Source organism: Haloferula luteola (assembly GCF_014201715.1).
GTDB classification, from domain to species: Bacteria; Verrucomicrobiota; Verrucomicrobiia; order Verrucomicrobiales; family Akkermansiaceae; genus Haloferula; species Haloferula luteola.
The window spans coordinates 122577-141080 of record NZ_JACHFD010000012.1; the positions used below are offsets into that span (position 1 = coordinate 122577).

Here is an 18504-nt window from a genome sequence, read left to right on the forward strand (position 1 = left end):
CCCTCGGTGTTTGCGCTTCGTCATGAACCACGATTGGACTCTCCTCAGCGCCTTTATCCGAAGGCATGCTCACGAGCCTCTGGCGATGGTGACGTTGGTGTCTCGGGAGGGAGCCAGCTATCGTCAGCCGGGTGCTCGGATGTTGGTTTCAGCAAGGGGCGAAAGAGTGGGTTCGTTGAGTGGTGGATGCTTGGAGGAAGGTCTTGCCGAAGTTGCCCTACGGGTTCTGTTAACGGGAGAAGTGCGGAAGGAACGCATCGACACCCGGCCGCACTTTGGCTGTCCAGGGGTACTCGAATTCCTGCTAGAGCGCGTTGAGCCCCGGGGGCTTTTCGAGTGCGTGTTGCGGAAGTTGCAGCATCGGGAAACATTTGAGGTCACCACGGGTCCCCGAGGAACGGTGGTGGGGCGCGCGGCGGGTTTCGTTGAAAAAGTCGGGCCTGCGCCGCGTTTGTTGGTGGTCGGTTGGACCTCGGATCAGGAACCCCTTTTTCAACTGGCTGCTGTGTTAGGGTGGGAATGTCATCGATTGATCCGCGATGCCCGGATGGAAGTGCCATTGGTCGCAGAAGAGCACGTGAGGGTCGGAGTTGCGGACGAGTTGATCCGTCATTTTCCACCGGATTCGATGACGGCGGTGCTGGTGATGAGTCATCATTTGGCAACGGATCTCGGCTATTTGCGGGCGGCATTTGGGGCAGGCTATGGTTATGTGGGTTTGCTGGGTTCGAGGCGTCGACGTGAAAGTCTTCTGGCTGAGCTGGGAGAATCGGGGGCTTTGGACGACGAACGGGCAATCGAGCGATTTCATGCTCCGGCCGGTCTTGATCTTGGTGCGGGGCACCCGGCGACGATCGCACTTGCGATCCTCGCCGAAGTGCAGGCGGTTTTTGCCGGCCACGATGGCGGGTTTTTGAGAGATCGCATGGGCTCAATTCATCGGGTGGTGGGAGCATGAGAATCGGTGCGATGGTTCTGGCTGCAGGTGCTTCCCGACGGTTTGGCCAGCCAAAGCCGTTGCTCATGTTGGATGGTGAAAACCTGGCTCAGAGGACATGCCGAGTGGCTCTTGAGGCGGATGGTTCGCCGGTCGTCTTGATGCTGGGAGCTCGTGCCGAGGAGGTGCTCCAGGCTGGCACGCCGAGCGGCGTTCGAGTGCATGTTCACTCCGGTTGGGCCGAAGGGATGGGAGGGACCATCGCCGCGGGCATGGACGGCCTCACGACCGATCCCCTCGACGCAGTGATGCTCCTTTTGGCGGATCAGCCAGCGATCGATGCATCCTGTTTGCGTCGGTTGGTGTTGGCTTACGAAAGGGGGGCATCGATTGTCATCAGCGACTCAGGCAGATCCTGGGGGCCGCCGGCATTGTTTGCTCGTCGACATTTTCGAGCCCTGCGGGCATTGAAGGGAGATCAAGGTGCCAAGGCGATCGTGCAAGAGAATCCCACCGATCGTGCCGTGCTTGCCATGCCTGAAGCGGCCTGGGACGTGGATGAACCTGACCGGTGGCAGGCGTTCCTCGTTTCACGGGGCATGGGGTGGGGGAATCGTCCCTGCGAGTCGATGGGAGTCGAACCTTAGCCGGCCATCAAGTATGGCGCCTGGCCTGCCATTTTCATAAAAGCACCATGGCAATCCATGCGCAGAGGAGGCTGCCCGCGATCCGCCATGAATGTTCTTCGTTGGGGAGCTAAGCGGAGTCAGATGAATTTCTGGGACGTTCGGGAATCGGAGTGCGGAGCAATAGAGTATTTCAAATAAACCCGTAGCCACAATAGGCAAACCCATGGGCGGCGTCCTTGGCGGTAACACGGGACAGGGCTTTCTCGATCTCCAGCAGCAACTGGTCGTTGTCTAGGGCCTCAGCTCCACGGAGCAGGTTCTTCACTTTGCTCCACATCAACTCGATCGGATTGAGGTCGGGAGAATACGGCGGCAGGAAACGCACCTCCACATCGCGGGCGGCGAGCATTTCAAGCGCGCGTGAATCCTTTTGTGCGCTGAGGTTGTCCATCACCAGGATGTCGCCGGGTTTGAGGGACGGCAGCAGGACCTCCTTCACGTAGGCTCGAAACACCTCGGCGTTGGTAGCGCCTGTCATGCAGGCGGTGCTGCCGTCGATACACACCGCGCCGATCATCGTGGTGGTCCGCCAGCGGCCGCAAGGCGCGCTGGCGTGGAGCCGCCTGCCGCGCGCGCAGCGGCCGCGCAAACGGGTCATGTTCGTTTTTGCCGCCGATTCGTCGAGGAAGACGAGCCGCCCGGGTTCGAGACCGCCCTGCGCTCTTTTCCACCTGCGGCGGTCTCGAGCGACATCCTCGCGGTCCTGTTCGGCAGCGCGGAGCGTCTTTTTTTATATGTCAGTCCCATGCCGGAGAGCGTGTAGTGGATTGCCAGCACGCTGCATTCCAGACCCGCCGCGGCGCGGATCTCCTCGAGTGTCAGGTCCGGATTCTCGACGAGTAGCGCCTTCATCATGCGGCGGTGCGAAGCCTCGATCTTCGGCTTGCGCCCGCTGCGGTGGTGCTGCGGCGCGATGTCTCCGGTATGGCGCCTTTGCTGGAGGAGCTTCTTGACCATTCCAAGCGAAACTTCGAAACGCTGGGCCACTTGGTCGCGCGTGACATCCCCGCGGTCGTAGGCCTTGAGGATTCTTTCGCGCAGGTCGATCGAGAGCGTTGCCAAACCTAGAGTGTATCAGAACGTATCTCACACGGCTACGGTAATAGTTAAAATGCTCTAGGCGAATTTTTGCGAGGGGGTGGTCAAAAACTCTGCTACCTCGGAAGCACCCACATGGAGTCGTCCAATGTCGCTCTTGCCCGAGGTTACGACGGGTTCATTTTTCCGGGCCTCGTCACCATCGAAAACGTCCGCCTTGAGCCGATCGGATGGGGCGAGTTCAGGAGCATCGTGAGCCCTTATCGCGCCGTGTCGTTTGCAAAGACGCCGGAATGGAGCTTCCTTCTCCGATGGGGTTTCCGCCGGTTGGTGATCGCTTGCGAAATTCCGAACTACGAGGGGGCTCGTACGACTCCGTTGCTCTGCCGTTCCAAGCCGATGGTGGTGGCGCCCCCGTGTCCGGGAAGCACCCGGGTATTCTCAGGAAGCGGGTAGAGTTTTTCTGTGATGCCGCGGCACAAGACTTCCATATCTCCTCCGGGTAGATCCCCCCGTCCGGTCGAGCCATGAAATAGAGTGTCGCCTGCAAACATCAGGTGGTGAGAAGGGAGGTGGAAGACGACGCTGTCCGTCGAGTGTCCGGGAACATGAAGGAGATCGAAGTTTAGCCCCTCCAGTTCAAGCGTGGTCTGACCTTCAAGGGGGTGGTCCACGGTATATGGGGTGACGTCGAAAGGCATGCCCCACTGGCGCACGACTTCCTCTAAGGTCAGCTCTCGAGCAAAGGGGTTCCATGCGTAGACAGGGACCCCGCGGGCAGCAATCGCCGCTGCGCTCATGACGTGATCGAAGTGTTGATGGGTCAGCAAGAGAGCACCGGGGAGGATGCCACGTTCGTCCAGCCACTGATCGGCATCGATGGGAGCGTCGATCATCAGGTGCCCCCCGGTGGGTGTTGCGATCAGGTAGGAATTGGTCAGGAGATACCCTCCTTCAAAACGTTGGATGCCTTCCACGGCGCAGAGCGAAACCGTGGAGGAAGGGGATGTCAAACTCCTGGGGGGAATACGAGGCCCATCATCGCGGAGCACGCTGCCGGCGGATGAGGAGCAGGGCTCCGGGGAGGGAAAGCAGGAAGATGGAGGGCTCCGGGACGATGGTCAGCGCATAGAGGTTCTGAGCGAGAGAGTTGCCATTGTCAGAGATGAGGAGGAGGGAGGTGGAGCCGTCGTCGAGTTCAGGCCCGAAGGCCATGCCTTCGAAGTTGGAGTCGGAAAAGTTTCCTTCCCAAAGCAGGCTCTTGGTCGCGGGCGAGTAGCCACCCGATGCGAGCGATGCCATTGAGCTGACATCACTGGCTGCAGAAAGGTCGACGAGGTAGAGTCGGGATCGAAAATCGGGAATCAGAGCCCCCCCGAACTCGCGTTCGAGAACGAGGAGCTCGGTATCGCTCCACGGTAGGAGGTCGACCACGCCGCTGCGTTCCGTCGATACCCACGGTGACATGCCGGTGATCGCATCGGTTTGATAGGCCCACTGTCCGCTGGGCGATAGGAGGGAATCGAAGCGCTGGATGCGTATCCAACTGCCGGATGAGGTGGTGGATTGCGCTCCATCGGGAAGCAGCGTCTCTTCATTGGCAGTCCAGAGGTTTCCGGCTCCGTATGCCAGGGATTCAAGCCCCATGTTGTTGGCGACGTTGGATGCTTGGAAGATCGATGGTAGGGCGACGGATCCTGTGGTGCTTCCGGAGAGGTCGTAGCTAAGAATGCTGGATCCGACTTCGTCCGAGACATAAAGGGTGCCGAGGGAGGGAGCATAGGCGATCCCCTCGGAGTCCGTTCCCAGTCCGGAGGCGGAAGTCCCCCCGGTGACGCCGGAAGAGGTGATCCAGCCTGTGGAAGGGTCTACGGAGATCGAAAGATTCCAGAAACTTTTGGCCCCATTGTCGCCCACGGCCCAATAGGTGTCTCCGCCAAGACGAGTGAATCCGCTCAATTGTTCAGCTGCCGTGGCCCCGGACAGAAGTTGTTGGGCCCCTTGTCCTGGATCGGTGACCATTACCCCTTGGGCGCCGGCATGGGCTCCGCAAAGGGTGATGCCAAAAGCCAGCAGTCGGCGTTGCCGTTGCGAACGTTGGATGGTGGATCGAGAAGATGTAATGTCAGCCAGAGGAGGGGATTGTGACATTTCGCGAGAATGTCTTGAGGAGGGCGAAGGTCAAGCATCTGGAAAGACATGTGGATCGGTGCGGGGAACCAGAAAAGGGGCTCGCCGAAGGTGCGGGTTTCGTTGGGGGAACGACTCCCAGATCGGTGGCTCGCGGAATCGTCGTGAGGGAAGTTCAGCGGGAAGGCTCGAACTTCGTGCTTTCCGTCATGGTAATCTCTCAGGTTTTTGTTGCCGGATTTCGGATAGGGGGCCTATCCTTCCGCCCCCCGAATCGACCTCGGATCGGAGAGGAAAGGGGTCCTCTCCCATCCGCGGTTGGCCGGGTTGTGATCAAACCATGAATCCAGACCGCGCGACCCTTAACTTCCTCAACGGATTTCCCGAGGAATCCCGCAAACTGGGAGAGACCCTGCAGCAAGACGGCATGGTCACCCAGATCTTCGGCAACCACCTGTTCATCCAAGGGCGCGTCGAACACGAATCAGGCACTTTCCGTACCAGCCTGCGCCTTCAGGGCAATCGTTGGTTCGGTTCATGCACCGCGGAAGATGAGATCATTTCCGGTGCGTGCCAGTATGCGACGATGATGGAGCGCATGCATCGTGGCGAGGCGCTGCCAGAATCTCCCAACGAGTTCGACGATACGCCGATTCTCGACATCATCGAAGACAAGCTGGGTCGGGAGCTCGACGACAAGGAGGCGGACTTCGTCTCCAAAGTGGAGAAGCGTTATCGCCGCTATGTGATCGAAGGTGAGATCCACGACCACGACATGGTGCGGCTGACTCCGCGCTGGGAGATTACCACCTACGAGCCGCTGGAGCTGTGGCCGATGCCGCCGGGGGATATCCTCGAGTTCTGGAACTACCTCGCCTACGCCTTCTACAAGCGGAAGCTCCCGTTCCCGGACTTCATGAACGTCATCACCGACCTGAACTACGTTCAGAAGAAGATGGCGGATTGGGAGCAGGAGCGCGAGGTGGCGGCTTGGTATGACCGGATCGAACAGGTCAATGAGCGCCCGCCCCAAGGTTCCCCCATGGATATTTCCTTCCGGTTGGTGGCGACCATCAACGAGGCCCGTTTGGAGGCCCAGGAAGGCAAGGGTGAGTGGATGCAGCTGCGCGAAAAGAATGAAATCGAGCGCTACCTGCCTCTGTTCGCGGAAGCGGCGCTGCGCATGGATGCACCCAGCCAAGTGCTGTGGGAGCACTTCCTTGCTTACTACCGCGAGACGGGTGAGACGACTTTCGACTTCGACCAAGAGAACGCCTGTCGGTTCATGAACCGCCTGTTCCGCCAGCCTGCTCTGCGCGGCTACTTGGTCAACCTTGATGAAAAGGAGTTCAAGGTGGTGGACCGGCCCTTGAGCTGGGTGTGTGAAGATGATCCGTATGATCCCAGCAGCTATGCTTTGCAGTTGGTGACTCAGGAAGGGGAGAATGTCACCCACTCGGTGCGAATGTTGCCGGGTCGCAAGGAGCTTTATCAGTCAGACGAAACCGTGTTCCCGGGGCCACCGCGTTGGCTTGAGGAAACGGAGATCATGCCTCGTTATCAGATCCCCAAGAAGGTCATCGACTCTCTCGAAGGTGTCGAGTTCCTCCGCAAGATCGGAGCGTCGCTGCCGGAATCGCTGAAGAAGCGGGTCGTGGATCTTGAGCTGAAACCGAAGTTTGAGCTGAAGTTGGTGGCAGGTTTGACGGCCGCGGAAACCGAACACTTGGTGGTGGAAGTCACCGCCATCGAATCGAAGGACCGGCGCACCGAAAAGCTGACCCGCGAGGGCTGGGAGGTGGTGGATCAGCAGTCATTGAAAGGCCGCCAGTTGCTGCGTTTTGCGCGGGAGGATCTCTATCCCGTGCCTTCGGTGCTCGAAGAAATGGGGCTTACCTACGACGAAAAATTGGGGGCCTTCAAGTCGCGCATCACCAAACAGTTCCCGGAGAAATTTGCGGAATGGATCGAGACGATGCCGGAGGCAGTGACGATGGACATCGATATCCGCCTGAAGTCGATTCTCGCAGACCCGGTGACGGCGGCGGTTCGTTTCGAGGTGGTGAATCAGGATATCGACTGGTTCGACCTGCGGATCGTCATCGACGTCGAAGGCGTCAATCTTTCGAAAGCACAAATTCGCCAACTGGTGGCCGCCCGCGGAGGCTACGTGCGGATGGAGGACGGGTCTTGGATGCGCTTGGAGATCAAGCTCGACCCGGAGCAGCGCGATGCGGTGACTCGTTTGGGCTTGGATCCGTTCGACCTATCGGGAGAAACGCACCGGATGCACGCGTTGCAGTTGGCAGATCCCAAGGCGGCCGAGGTGTTCGACCCGAAAGCATGGAAGCGGATCAAGGACCGCGCTGGCGACATCACCATCGATGTGAAGCCCGAGGTGCCGACGCGTCTCGATGCCACCTTACGTCCCTATCAGGTGGAGGGGTATCAATTCCTGGCTTACCTTTCCACGAACCGGTTCGGCGGCATTTTGGCGGACGACATGGGTCTCGGCAAAACGATCCAGTCGCTCACCTACATCCTCTGGTTGCTGGAGGAGCGGGAGCGCAACAACCTCAATCACCGGCCGGCATTGATTGTGTGTCCGAAGTCGGTGCTCGATGTGTGGGCCAGTGAGGCGGTGAAATTCTGCCCCGGGATCACGGCGAAGATTCTCCGCAATCGGGACGACCTGGATATCAAGGATACTCAGGAGAACATTGACATGTTGATTCTCAACTACGCGCAGCTGCGGGTGTGTGGGGATCTGCTCAATGAGATCAAGTGGCTCACGGTGGTGCTCGACGAAGGTCAGCAGATCAAGAATCCGGACTCGAAGGCTGCAAAGTGTGCCCGCGAGTTGGATTCGGAAAACCGCTTGGTGCTGACGGGGACGCCGATTGAGAACCGACTGCTCGATATGTGGTCGCTGATGGCCTTTGCCATGCCGGGGGTTCTTGGGAGCCGGGCTTACTTCAAGAAGCGTTTCGACAAGCGGAAAGATCCGCTTTCGCAAAACCGCTTGGCAGCCCGCCTGCGACCTTTCCTGTTGCGTCGGACGAAGCTCCAGGTCGCCCAGGATCTCCCGCCGCGGACGGAAGAGGAGGTGTATGCCAACATGGATGGAATTCAGCAGGAGCTTTACAAAGCGGAGCTGAAGCGGATTCAGAAGGCGTTGCTGGGACTCGATTCCGACGAAGCGGTGAAGAAGAATTCATTCGCGATTCTGCAGGGTCTGATGCGTTTGCGGCAGATTTGCTGTCACCCGGGTTTGATCGATCCGAAGTATCTGAAGGAGGAATCCGCGAAAATGGAATCGTTGTTCTACCTTCTCGATCAGCTTTACGAGGAAGGTCACAAGGTGCTGGTGTTCTCGCAATTCGTTTCGATGCTGGACCTCATCAAGGCGCGTCTTGAGCTTGAAGCGCGTCCCTTCCACTACCTCACCGGGCAGACGAAAGACCGTAAGGGTGAGATTGAGAGCTTCCAGACGACCAAAGATGCCTCCGTGTTCATGCTTTCGCTGAAGGCTGGGGGAGCGGGCCTTAACCTGACATCGGCGTCCTACGTGATTCTCTACGATCCGTGGTGGAACCCGGCTGTGGAAAACCAGGCCATCGACCGGACGCACCGGATCGGCCAGAAGAATAAGGTGATCGCCTACCGATTGCTGACTCGCGACACGGTGGAAGAGAAGATCCGGATCCTGCAGCACCAAAAGACCCAGTTGGTGACCAATGTTCTTGGGGACGAAGGCTTTGCTTCGAACTTAGGTCTGGAGGATCTGCAATTCATCCTGAGTCACGGCGGGGAAGACGAAGAGGATTTCGTTCAGCCCGCTCGCAAGACGACGAAGAAGGTGGCTCGTCCCGAGGAAGGTGAGGATTCCGCAGAAGCGAAGCCCGCCAAGAAACTTCCGAAGAAGTTGCCTAAGAAAAAGATCGCCAAAGGCGAATCGACCGAAGATTAGTAGCCGATCGGTTCAATCGATCCTAAAAACCCAGAAGAAAGAGCCCTGCCCTTCGGATTCCGGAGGGTGGGGCGCTTCATTTCATAGGGGTGTCCCAGCTGCGAGCTCGCAAGTGGAATTGGCAGGGATGTGGCTTGCCAAGCTGGGGTTCGTGTTCGCACATCGCGGTGTGCGGCGATTCGTTTCGATCCAGGAAGTCCAGGAGTCGGGGGTGCCGGTTCATCTCGCGTTGGGGGTTTTTGATGGCGTCCACCTCGGGCACCAAGCGGTGATCGGGCGTGCCATTCAGGCCGCTCGTGAACGAGGCGGGTGGGCTGGAGTTTTGACCTTTGATCCCAATCCTTTGCGTGTGCTGGCTCCGGAAAAAGCTCCCGCTCGCTTGTTGGCCTCGCTCGACCATAAGGCCGAGATTCTGGCGCCGATGGGGGTGGATTTCCTGCTTGCCCTGCCATTTGACCGGCAGCGTGCGGAGGTTGAGGCAAAAGCGTTTGTCCTGGAACTTGTGGACGCCGGCGCCATGACTTTGGTTTCGGGAGAGGATTGGCGATTTGGTCGTGATCGGAGGGGTTCGAAGGAGATGCTCGTCGAACTCGCTCTAGCCAAAGGATTTGACTACCACGCCATTCCACCGGTCATGGTGGATGGCGAGCGGATCAGTAGCACGCGGATTCGCCAAGCCGTGCGGGATGGCAACATGGATGCTGTGGAGCTCATGTTGGGCCGCCGCTATTCGGTGCGCGGAACGGTGATTCACGGCCGGCAGTTGGGGCGCCAACTTGGGTTTCCCACCGCCAATCTAGAGCCGGGAGAAGAGCAGTATCCCAGTGATGGGGTTTGGGCCGTGTGGGCCATCGTGGAAGGAAACCGGTGGCCTGCGGTGGCCAATCTCGGGGTGCGGCCGACGGTCGATGGGCAGTCTCGCCAGTTGGAGGTGCATCTGATGCATTTCGACGGGGATCTCTATGGCAAGGAGTTGGAGGTCGAGTGGGTGCGTCATCTGCGGGGAGAAAAGCGTTTTGCTGACGTCGCGGAGCTTGCAGAGGCGATTGAGATCGATCGGGCAACCGCAGCGGCTTGCCTGGGAGTGGCGCCTGAAGCATGAAATTTCCCGGATTTTCGGCTTACGCTGTCCGTCGTGCCTCCCTATAAGCCTCCGAAAACCCCGGCATGCTTGAACCAAATATTGCGTCCCATCGCGGTCTAATGCGCCATGTCCTGTTGATGACGGCCCTGCTTTGCGGTCCGTCGCTGACTTCTGTTTCGGCACAGGGAACTTCCCTTGCGGATTCGGAAGTGCTGCGTCGGGCGAATGCCTCGGCCGAAGCCCAACAGTTGCTGGTCAATGGCGATGAGGCATACGAGAAGGAGAATTACGAAGACGCCGCCGCCGCGTATCGCGGTGCCGTGGAGTTGTTGCCAGAAGGGGCGCCTGCCTTTGCGGAGCAGCGACAGGCAGCCGTGCAGCGCTTTGCCCAGGCTTCGGTTGAAGTCGCGCGCAAGGCTCGCCGCCTCGGTGATCTTGAAAAGGCGGAGTCGGCCCTGAAGGCGGTCCTGCAACCCGGGATGGCTCCGGGAGATCCGTCGGCACTGGCCGAAAGTGAGGCTCTTTTGGATCCGATCCGCACGAATCCTGCCTCAAGCAAGGAGCACACCTCGAATATCGAGGAGGTGAAATTCCTGCTCTACCGTGCCGAGGGGGCCTATCAATTGGGCAAGTTTGACGAGTCTCAGGCCGTGTATGAGGACGTGTTGCGCATCGACCCGACCAATACGGCAGCCCGCCGTGGCATGGAGAGGGTCGCGAGTGCTCGTTCCAGCTATTATCAAGCGGCCTATGATCACACCCGGGCAGAAATGCTTTCGATGGTGGATGGCGCCTGGGAGTTGCAGCCGCCGGCGCCGAGCGATTTCACTTTCGATGACGTGCGCATTGATGGAGCTGGGGAGACCGTCGACTATTCCCTGAAGGTTCGCCAAATGGAGATTCCGGCCGTGGTGATGGACGATGTGACCATTGGCGAGGCCGTGGAGTTTGTGCGGGGCCAGGCGACCGCGTTGGACAGCACTGAGGTGGATCCGGCTCGTCGAGGCGTGAATATCGTGGTGGATGTGGGAGGCAATGAAGAAATTCTCAACCGCCGCTTCAGCCTGAATTTGCGGGCAGTGCCCATTCTTCAGGTTCTCCAATACATTTGTCAGGAGACCGGAACCGTGCTGGTTGAGCAGCCGTTCGCCATCGTGATCCGGCCGGCCGGAACCCAATCGCAGGACATGGTGAGCCGTGTTTTCCGCGTGCCCCCTGATTTCCTGAGCTCGGGAGCTGGGCAAGCATCTTTGGGTTCTTCAGCATCCAACGACCCGTTTGGTTCGGGCGATGATGCTTCGAGCGGCTTGGTGGCACGCCGTTTGACGGCTCAAGAGGTGCTGGAATCCCGTGGTGTGACTTTCCCTGAAGGTGCCATGGCGACTTTCAATGCGGCACGCAGTGAATTGCGGGTGCAGAACACCATGTCGAATCTTTCGATGGTGCAGCAGGTGGTGGATGCATTGGCCAGCAATGAGCCGACTTCGGTGATCGTGGAGGTCAAGGTGATCCGGACCAGTCAGCGCAATCTGGAAGAACTGGGCTTCGATTGGTTGATGAGCTCCTTCGGCTTTGCCGGAGAAGGGGGGCAAGTGGGCATGAAACAGCTCTTTCTCGCCGGGGGAACCCAAGGCAATGGTGGCAGCCTTTCCGACGTATCCGTGGGGAGCATCTACGAGACTCCCGTGACGGCCGGAAATCGCAGTGGCCAAGAGGCGATCCCCTTGAACTCGATTGATGATCTGATCGCGAATCGCGATCGGATCAGTCAGAGCACGGTCCCACGGGCCCCTGGATTCCTCACCGTCAATGGGTACATTGATGATGGACTGGTGACGATGCTGATGCGTGGCATGAGCCAAAAGAAGGCGAAGGATGTGCTGGTTCAACCCTCCGTGATCACCCGCAGTGGCCAAGCCGCTTCGGTTCGGGTGGTGAGGGAGTTGATCTTCCCATCGGAGTATGAACCGCCGGAACTCCCCAATTCCGTGGGCGGATCGGATTTCGTCGATTTCGGGACCGGTGGCGGTGGACTCGGCACCAGTTCGGGATCTGCCGGTAGTTTCCCGGTCACACCGTCCACCCCAAGCAGCTTTGATATGCGGGAAGTCGGGATGGTTCTCGATGTGTTGCCGACGGTCAGTGCCAATAAGGACTATGTCGATATCACCTTGAAGCCCAGCCTCGTCGAATTTGATGGGTTTGTGAACTATGGTTCTCCGATTACCTCGGGCAGTTCCTCGACATTGACGATGGGCACCGGCTTTGTGCCGAGTTTCTCTTCTGAGCCCCAAGTGCTCACCAGAAACGAGATTCTGATGCCGGTGTTTTCTCCGATGCGAACGGAATCTTCGCTGACGGTGGCGGATGGAGCGACCATCGTCGTTGGTGCAATGCTCGATGAACATCGGCAAAGTGTTGACGACCATACGCCTATTTTGGGAGAGCTACCTCTGGTGGGTCGCCTTTTCCAAAGTAAGGTGGACGCGCCGGTGAAAACCGCCGTGATGTTCCTCGTCCACGTCAAAGTGGTGGATGCGGCAGGGCGGCCGTTCAAGAATAGGAACTGAGGAGGGTGGATCGTCCAGATACAACATGTCGGAATCGGAGAAGGAGAATTACAGCATCGATGAGATGCTTGATCGGCTGAAAGGCCGCTCAGGAGGACAAAGCGAGAACGAACCCGAATTGGTCACACGACCCGACGGTTCCCAAGTTTACCGAGTGCGGAAGCGCAAGCGCCGCAGCAAGCAGCCCCATAAAGAAAAAGAGACTCGTCGTCGCCGTCAGGTGATGGTGGGGGTGAGCTTGGGCACGCTCGCCGTCATCGCTGCTGGGGTCGGAACCTTGGGATGGGTGCTCTATCTCAATGGAAGCGGCTACGAGTCGAAAGTTCAGAGCCGGATCGCTGAGGTCAGTGGCGCTGAGGTCGACCTGTTGAATTTCCGTGCGACGCCCATCGGCGCCGAATTCACCAGTCTGAAGCTGGACTGGGGGGATGCCTCGCCGGTGAAGAGTCTCACGGCCCTGATTGGCAATGGAGATCTTGATCTCACCAGTCACCTCACCGGAACCTGGAAAGGGGACTTATTCGGGGCCAATTCGGTGAACCTCGTCTTAGGGAAATCCACGGGTAAGACCACTGACGCAGAATTCTCCGGTCGTTTCCCATTCCTTTCGCCGATGCGTGCCCGAACGCTGGCGGTGAAGGCGGGGAATCCCAGCTCTCCAGAGTTTGATTTTTCCGAAGGGTTGGGAACCCTCACTGTCACCGACGCGGATCATCTCCAAGCGACTCTTGTCGTCGAGGGGGGAAAATTGCGGTTGGTCAATTGGGGCAGTTTCAAGCTCTCCGTTGCGAGTTTCAAGCTCACTCGTGAAGGCCTCTATTTGGGAACTGCGGTGTTTAGTCCTTCCGGGGTTAAAGATGCCGAATTCCGGCTCCATGGTTCGGAGAATCAAGCTCTTCCTCTCGATGGAGGGGAGTCGCATCTTGATTTGTTCGTGAGCGGAATGCCGTCTTCTCAACTTCTGGGGGCAGGCATGGGCGAGCTTTTCGAATCGACCCTTGAAACCGCCAGCCAAAGCGAGCCCTGCCAACTTACAGTCGACTTGAGTGATTCCCGTTCGATCCATCTTGAAGGTTCGGTTTCCAGTCTCTCCAGTTCCTTGGTTTATCTCAGGAAATTACCGATGTTCAGCAGCCTTGCTCGGTTGCTTGAAAATACGAGTTATCATGAGCCGCGCTTGGAACTGAAACAGCCGGTGTATTTCACCCGCGATACGGAAAAAGGAACGCTTCTTCGTGATATCGATTTCGAGGGCCGAGGCGGCGCCGTCCGGATTCGAGGTGAGATCTTGGTTGGGCCTGATCATGCCCTTTCCGGACAGCTGGAATTGGGGGTGCACGAGTCGGCGCTATTGCTGGTTCAAAGTGCCGCCATCCCAGGGGTTCTACCTCGGCAAGGCGACGGTTATCGCTGGGGTTCCGTCAAGCTGTCAGGATCGGCCGACAAGCCCCAAGACGACCTGCAGGCTCAGATCGATGCGGTCCTTCAAGAGATTCCTCCGGCCACCGGTGGGGGAGATCGATTGGAAGATGAGTTTGAGAGTTTGACCCAACCGGATCATTGAGCCCTCGGAAAGGCTTCTAAGCTTGAGCGGGGTGGGGGTTTGACGGCAGTCTGCGGGGGTTACGGAACCATGAGCTCCCCATCCCACCCCCAACCGTATTTTGAGCACTTCGGGCACCCTGGAGCGGTTCACGCTCCAGGTGTCAATGATCAAGCTGAACGCAAGCTTGGGCGGATACTCAGCCAACCGGTGGAATCCCTTGGAAAAGGGATCCTCTTGCGGGCCCCGCGGGCGGGTTATGGCAAAACCCATGTCCTGGAAAGAGTGCGTCAACAAATCGGCGAAGGTCATGAGTTCATTCCATTGAGACCGGTAGACGGTGCGCGTCCGAATCCGGGCGCGGCCATTGAGGATGCCCTGCGTCGACTTACTCGTCAGCTGCCGGCCTCGGGTGGTCTGACCCTTCTGGACATTTACAGTCGCCACCTCTTCGCGCTGGGACTTCGGCCATTAGTGATTTCTGGGGAGGTTCCCTGTCAGGATCGTGAGGCGGCGGCTCAAGCATTGGTGAAACGGCCAGTGGAAACGTTCAATTTTCACCATCCCCAAGCGGTGACCGCGCATTGGACTCGAGAAAACTTTGAGGTTCTGGGCCCCCGGATTTCTCTGGAAATCAGCCAAGAGACCGGCTGTTCCCTCAATCAGGTGGCCTTTTGGGTCGCTGCCTTGTTCCGTTTCGCCACGGCTTCCCCCGAACAGGCTGGGCGAGGAGGACTTCTATTTCAGACGGCAACGGCCGATGCCGAACCTGAACGCTTTGGCATCTTGTTGGCGCTGCTAGCCCGCCTGCGTCGAATCGTATTGGTGGTCGATGATCTGGAGGGAGTGCATGGGGATGTTTCTGGTGCACGGGCGATGGCTGGATTCCTGTCGACCATCCGCCAGGAAGCCCCTCGCGTGGATATCGTGGTCTCGGTGAATGACGACGTGTGGGAGAGTGCATTTGTTCCAGCTCTCAGTGGAGGTCTTTTGGATCGGCTCTCCGAGGTGGTGATTCGCTTGGATGGATTGGATGACGCCGGGGTGATCGCGCTTTTGCAGGCTCGGGGCTATGCTCAGCCCGAAGAACTGGCGCGCCACATCGCCGGGGAGGGGATGGAACGCCATGCCCGCGCCGTCTTGCGGCGAGCCTCGGAGATGGCACCCCAGCTCGGAGAGTCACAAGGCTCCTGAGTCGAGTCCGTCGCGGGCAAAAAAGCTGCGGGATTAATGACATTTTTCCCTTGCTTCGACCGGGGATCTCCCCTCATCTTCCGCGCGCCCCGCGAGGGGCGGAACCCTATCAACATTCCGGTGTAGCTCAGGGGTAGAGCGGGTGGCTGTTAACCACTAGGTCGTAGGTTCGATCCCTACCGCCGGAGCCAATGAAGGGCGCTAACTTACAAGGAGTTAGCGCCCTTCGCCTTTTCTGAGGGAGGGCGATGGGGACTGTCTCATGGGCAAAAAGCATCGGACCTGGGATCGAAATTCGCGGTCGAACTGCATGAGGGGCTGCTTTGCCATCGGTGAAGGGGATGGCTGCTGCTGAGTCGCACCTAAAGGGATTCTAGAGACGATTCCCGGTTCCGATCAGCGGTTCACAAGCGTCCCTTAGCCTCCAAGACAAAATCCCGGAATTTTTGGGCTGCAATGGAGTCCTCATGGATACGGGTGGCCACGCCAAAGGAGATGTTGAAGCGCTCAGATTCACGCACCGGAATCCCTACCAATTTTCCCTGAGAATGGCCGTGAAATCCCTTTTGAGCAAGGGTCACTCCACGCTGGGCTTCCAGCATGACGACCATGCTTGGCACCGTGTCGCACTCGGCGTAGATATGCCATGACTTCTCCGAAGAGAGCATCCGCTCAAGCCACTGGATGTATTCCGGGTAGCCTGATTTGCTGAATGCAAGAAGAGGAAGTTGAGCAATTTCTTCAATGGATACCTGTTCGGCCAAGGCGAGAGGATGATTCTTGTGTGTAACTAACTCTGGTTCATGGCTCGATACTTCATGATAGTCCAGACCCTCTAGGGCGTTACCGAAGGGGTTCACGAGCAACGAGACGTCGAGCTGTTTGTTGATGAGTCCGGTCATCATTCTCTCCGTGCAGAGATCGTACAGGCTGATTTTGACGGAGGGAAAGGTGGCCGCCATGTCTTCCAGGACTTTTGGAAGGAAGGAGGCGGTGAAGGCTGGGACGTAGCCGACATGCAATTCGATGGTCGTCATGGCATCGAACTGCCGGACTCGCGCAAAGGCCTTTTCGAGGCGGTGGATTACGGCCTTTGCTTCGATGAGAAAGAATCTTCCCGCCTCGGTCAGGTGGATGGATTGGGCCTGGCGGGAGAAGAGTTCGACCCCGAGTTCGTCTTCCAACTGACGGATTTGCCGGCTTACTGCAGGCTGGGCGACGTGGAGCTGCACGGCGGCTCGGGTGACGTTCTCATATTCCGCCACCGCCACGAAGTATTTGAGCCAACGCAAATGCATTCACCCATAGTCTGTTAGGCGGATTTTAGGGGGAAGATCAAAGTGGTTTAGAAACCTGAGAATTATGAGTTCAGGATCTGCGCAATGATCTGATAGTGAGTGCTGAAGAAGCGTTTCGTGGATGCAGGTTGCTGAGTGCGCATTATTTCGTGAGTTTCGCGGGAAAATGGCAGATGAATCTAACGAAGTCTCTCGGGATCAATGGTCTAGGAGTATTTGAGCGCTCATGAGGAGTGGTTGGTCGTCTTCATTCCTTGAGGAGGATGGGGATGGATGATCTGACCTATTCTATCACAATGCTTTAGAGGTATGCTTAGGAGAGTGAATAAGTATTTTGAGAATCGTGATCAATTTGTAGAATGAACGGGCAAAGAAAGTTAAGGATGAGCTGGTTGGTGAGTCCCTCCTTTTCCCCTAACGGAGCCTATTCCCCCTGGGCCCCGAATCCCCCGTAAGGGGCTCCACCTGAGCCGCGCGTCTTCCCCTGGGCGCGCGGCTCTTTTGTTCCTGGCGGGGACACGACAGGCTGCCACCACGGGAGCGCTTCGGGTTGGCCTCGTGAGGTTTCTCGGCGGAAAGGGCTCGGTTAATGAGAGCCGATCGGAGCCAAGTCACGGCCGCTGCCGCAATGTCTGAGAGGGGCGGTGAAGGGAGGAGCCGACGACCCTGCGAGTCAAGAGTCGGCACACGGAGAGCAAGCCGAGCCCGATGGCTGCGATTAGGCCTAGTGCGAGCGCCAGAATACCGATGACGAGACCGAGCAAGAGCCATACTGGCCACCATCGGCGGTCGAAGGTGACCCGAAAGGAGCGAGGGACATCAAAGCTTCGAAACGAGGCAAAGGGTGATCGTGCGCGGTCAGCCTCTGCCGGTTTCGGACGGCGAGAATGGAGGGGTTCGGGAGGTTTGCCGTCGATTTCAACGACCTCGGCTTCCAGCGTCTGCGACATTGGAACCAGCATGCCGCGGGTGGCGGGAGGATCAATGGAAAGATCGGGCGGATTTTCCAAGTGGCGTGGACCTGAGTCAGCCCAGGCAACCGGGGCAGTTCTGTGCCCAGTGTTGGGGTTCGACCTCTGCGAGCTCGGGGGATCGCTCGGTCAAACAAAGCTCAGGTTTGCCCATTCGATTGCGCGGATGAAAGGCGCAGCCCTTGGGAGGATCGGACATGTCCGGGGGCAGACCGGGAATGGTGTAAAGTTCCTCTCCCTTGCGATGTCGGGCTGGGATGCTCTGGAGCAGCGAGCGGGTGTAGGCGTGGAGGGGCTTGCGGAAGAGAAGGGATTTGGGAGCACTTTCCACGATGCGTCCGGCATACATCACGTTCACTTGGTCGCAGACTTGAGAGACCACTTCCAGGTCGTGGGTGATGAAGATCACGGCCGTGCCGAGTTCACGTTGGCGCTCGCGAATCAGATCGAGGACCTGCTTTTGAACGGTGACGTCGAGTGCTGTGGTGGGTTCGTCACAGATCAGCAATTCGGGACGGGTGATCAGCGCCATGGCGATCATGACTCGCTGCCGCATGCCTCCGGAGAATTCGTGGGGGTAGGACAGGATGCGTTTTTCAGGATCGGGGATCCCGACTTCGGCGAGTGCGGCGACGGCGCGGTCCACGGCCTTTTTTCCGCGGAGACCCTCGTGGAGGGTGAGAGGTTCGGTGAGTTGCTCCTGAATCCGCATGAAGGGATTGAGGGAGGTCATCGGATCCTGGAAGATCATGGAGATCCGTTTGCCGCGAATTTGGCGCAATTGGCGTTCTCCACAGGACAGCAAATCGATGCCGTCGAAGAGCGCGGTGCCGGCATGGATTCGGCCCGGTGGCTGAGGGATGAGGCCGAGGAGAGAGTAGCAAGTGACCGATTTTCCAGAGCCGGATTCACCGACGATGCCGAGGGTCTGGCCGGGTTCGACGGAGAAGGAAACGTCTTCCACGGCATGGACCACGCCATTGCGGGTGTGGAAACGGGTGGTGAGGTTTTTGACGTCGAGCAGCGGCATGGAGGATGAACGGGAAACCACGGAGGAACCTTGTAAGCACGGAAGGTTCC

Annotated in this window: 12 protein-coding genes, 1 tRNA gene and 1 pseudogene; 8 read left to right on the forward strand and 6 right to left on the reverse strand. The window is 58.3% G+C overall.

The genetic code is table 11. The features are described 5' to 3' along the window. Positions 1-22: 22 nt before the first annotated feature. Together HNR46_RS12855 and HNR46_RS12860 are read left to right on the forward strand one after the other, a co-directional pair. Positions 23-958, forward strand: coding sequence for an XdhC family protein (locus tag HNR46_RS12855; protein WP_184019436.1), 936 nt, complete (start codon positions 23-25; stop codon positions 956-958). Further along, a complete protein-coding gene (locus tag HNR46_RS12860) occupies positions 955-1584 on the forward strand; it encodes a nucleotidyltransferase family protein (protein WP_184019437.1) in 630 nt (209 codons plus the stop codon). The genes HNR46_RS12855 and HNR46_RS12860 overlap by 4 nt, the downstream gene beginning before the upstream one ends. Before the next feature lie 172 nt (positions 1585-1756). On the opposite strand, the pseudogene HNR46_RS12865 reads toward HNR46_RS12860, so the two are convergent. The 4 genes and pseudogenes from HNR46_RS12865 to HNR46_RS12880 all read right to left on the reverse strand — a co-directional run. Then, positions 1757-2287, reverse strand: a pseudogene (locus tag HNR46_RS12865) (IS630 family transposase); the annotation flags it as partial. Continuing rightward, positions 2221-2688: a helix-turn-helix domain-containing protein gene (locus HNR46_RS12870; RefSeq protein ID WP_184019439.1), complete on the reverse strand. Its 468-nt coding sequence runs from the start codon at positions 2686-2688 to the stop codon at positions 2221-2223. The gene HNR46_RS12870 and the pseudogene HNR46_RS12865, both read right to left, overlap by 67 nt. Before the next feature lie 329 nt (positions 2689-3017). Then, entirely contained in the window at positions 3018-3677 is a 660-nt protein-coding gene (locus HNR46_RS12875) for an MBL fold metallo-hydrolase (protein ID WP_221285152.1), read from the reverse strand. Between the two features lie 25 nt (positions 3678-3702). Further along, complete coding sequence (locus tag HNR46_RS12880; RefSeq protein ID WP_184019441.1) at positions 3703-4815, reverse strand: esterase-like activity of phytase family protein; 1113 nt, start codon at positions 4813-4815, stop codon at positions 3703-3705. Positions 4816-5134: 319 nt separating this feature from the next. Between HNR46_RS12880 and HNR46_RS12885 the strand changes: the two genes are divergently transcribed. The 6 genes from HNR46_RS12885 (at position 5135) to HNR46_RS12910 (ending at position 15346) form a co-directional block, all read left to right on the forward strand. Then, entirely contained in the window at positions 5135-8764 is a 3630-nt protein-coding gene (locus HNR46_RS12885; protein ID WP_184019442.1) for a DEAD/DEAH box helicase, read from the forward strand. A 151-nt stretch (positions 8765-8915) separates the two neighbouring features. Then, a complete protein-coding gene (ribF, locus tag HNR46_RS12890) occupies positions 8916-9866 on the forward strand; it encodes a riboflavin biosynthesis protein RibF (protein ID WP_184019444.1) in 951 nt (316 codons plus the stop codon). 101 nt (positions 9867-9967) lie between these two features. Continuing rightward, positions 9968-12418, forward strand: a complete 2451-nt coding sequence (locus tag HNR46_RS12895) for an Amuc_1098 family type IV pilus outer membrane protein (RefSeq protein ID WP_184019446.1) — start codon at positions 9968-9970, stop codon at positions 12416-12418. A 25-nt stretch (positions 12419-12443) separates the two neighbouring features. Further along, entirely contained in the window at positions 12444-13982 is a 1539-nt protein-coding gene (locus tag HNR46_RS12900; protein WP_184019448.1) for a hypothetical protein, read from the forward strand. Positions 13983-14051: 69 nt separating this feature from the next. After that, on the forward strand, positions 14052-15155 hold the full coding sequence (locus HNR46_RS12905; RefSeq protein ID WP_184019450.1) for a hypothetical protein: 1104 nt from the start codon (positions 14052-14054) through the stop codon (positions 15153-15155). A 116-nt stretch (positions 15156-15271) separates the two neighbouring features. After that, positions 15272-15346: transfer RNA gene (locus tag HNR46_RS12910), tRNA-Asn, on the forward strand. Positions 15347-15559: 213 nt separating this feature from the next. Here the strand turns inward: HNR46_RS12910 and HNR46_RS12915 are convergent. Beyond that, the gene (locus HNR46_RS12915) at positions 15560-16453 is read right to left on the reverse strand and encodes a LysR family transcriptional regulator (RefSeq protein WP_184019452.1); all 894 of its coding nucleotides are present in this window, start codon (positions 16451-16453) and stop codon (positions 15560-15562) included. Positions 16454-17479: 1026 nt separating this feature from the next. Then, positions 17480-18454, reverse strand: coding sequence for an ABC transporter ATP-binding protein (locus HNR46_RS12920; RefSeq protein ID WP_184019454.1), 975 nt, complete (start codon positions 18452-18454; stop codon positions 17480-17482). Positions 18455-18504 lie beyond the last annotated feature (50 nt).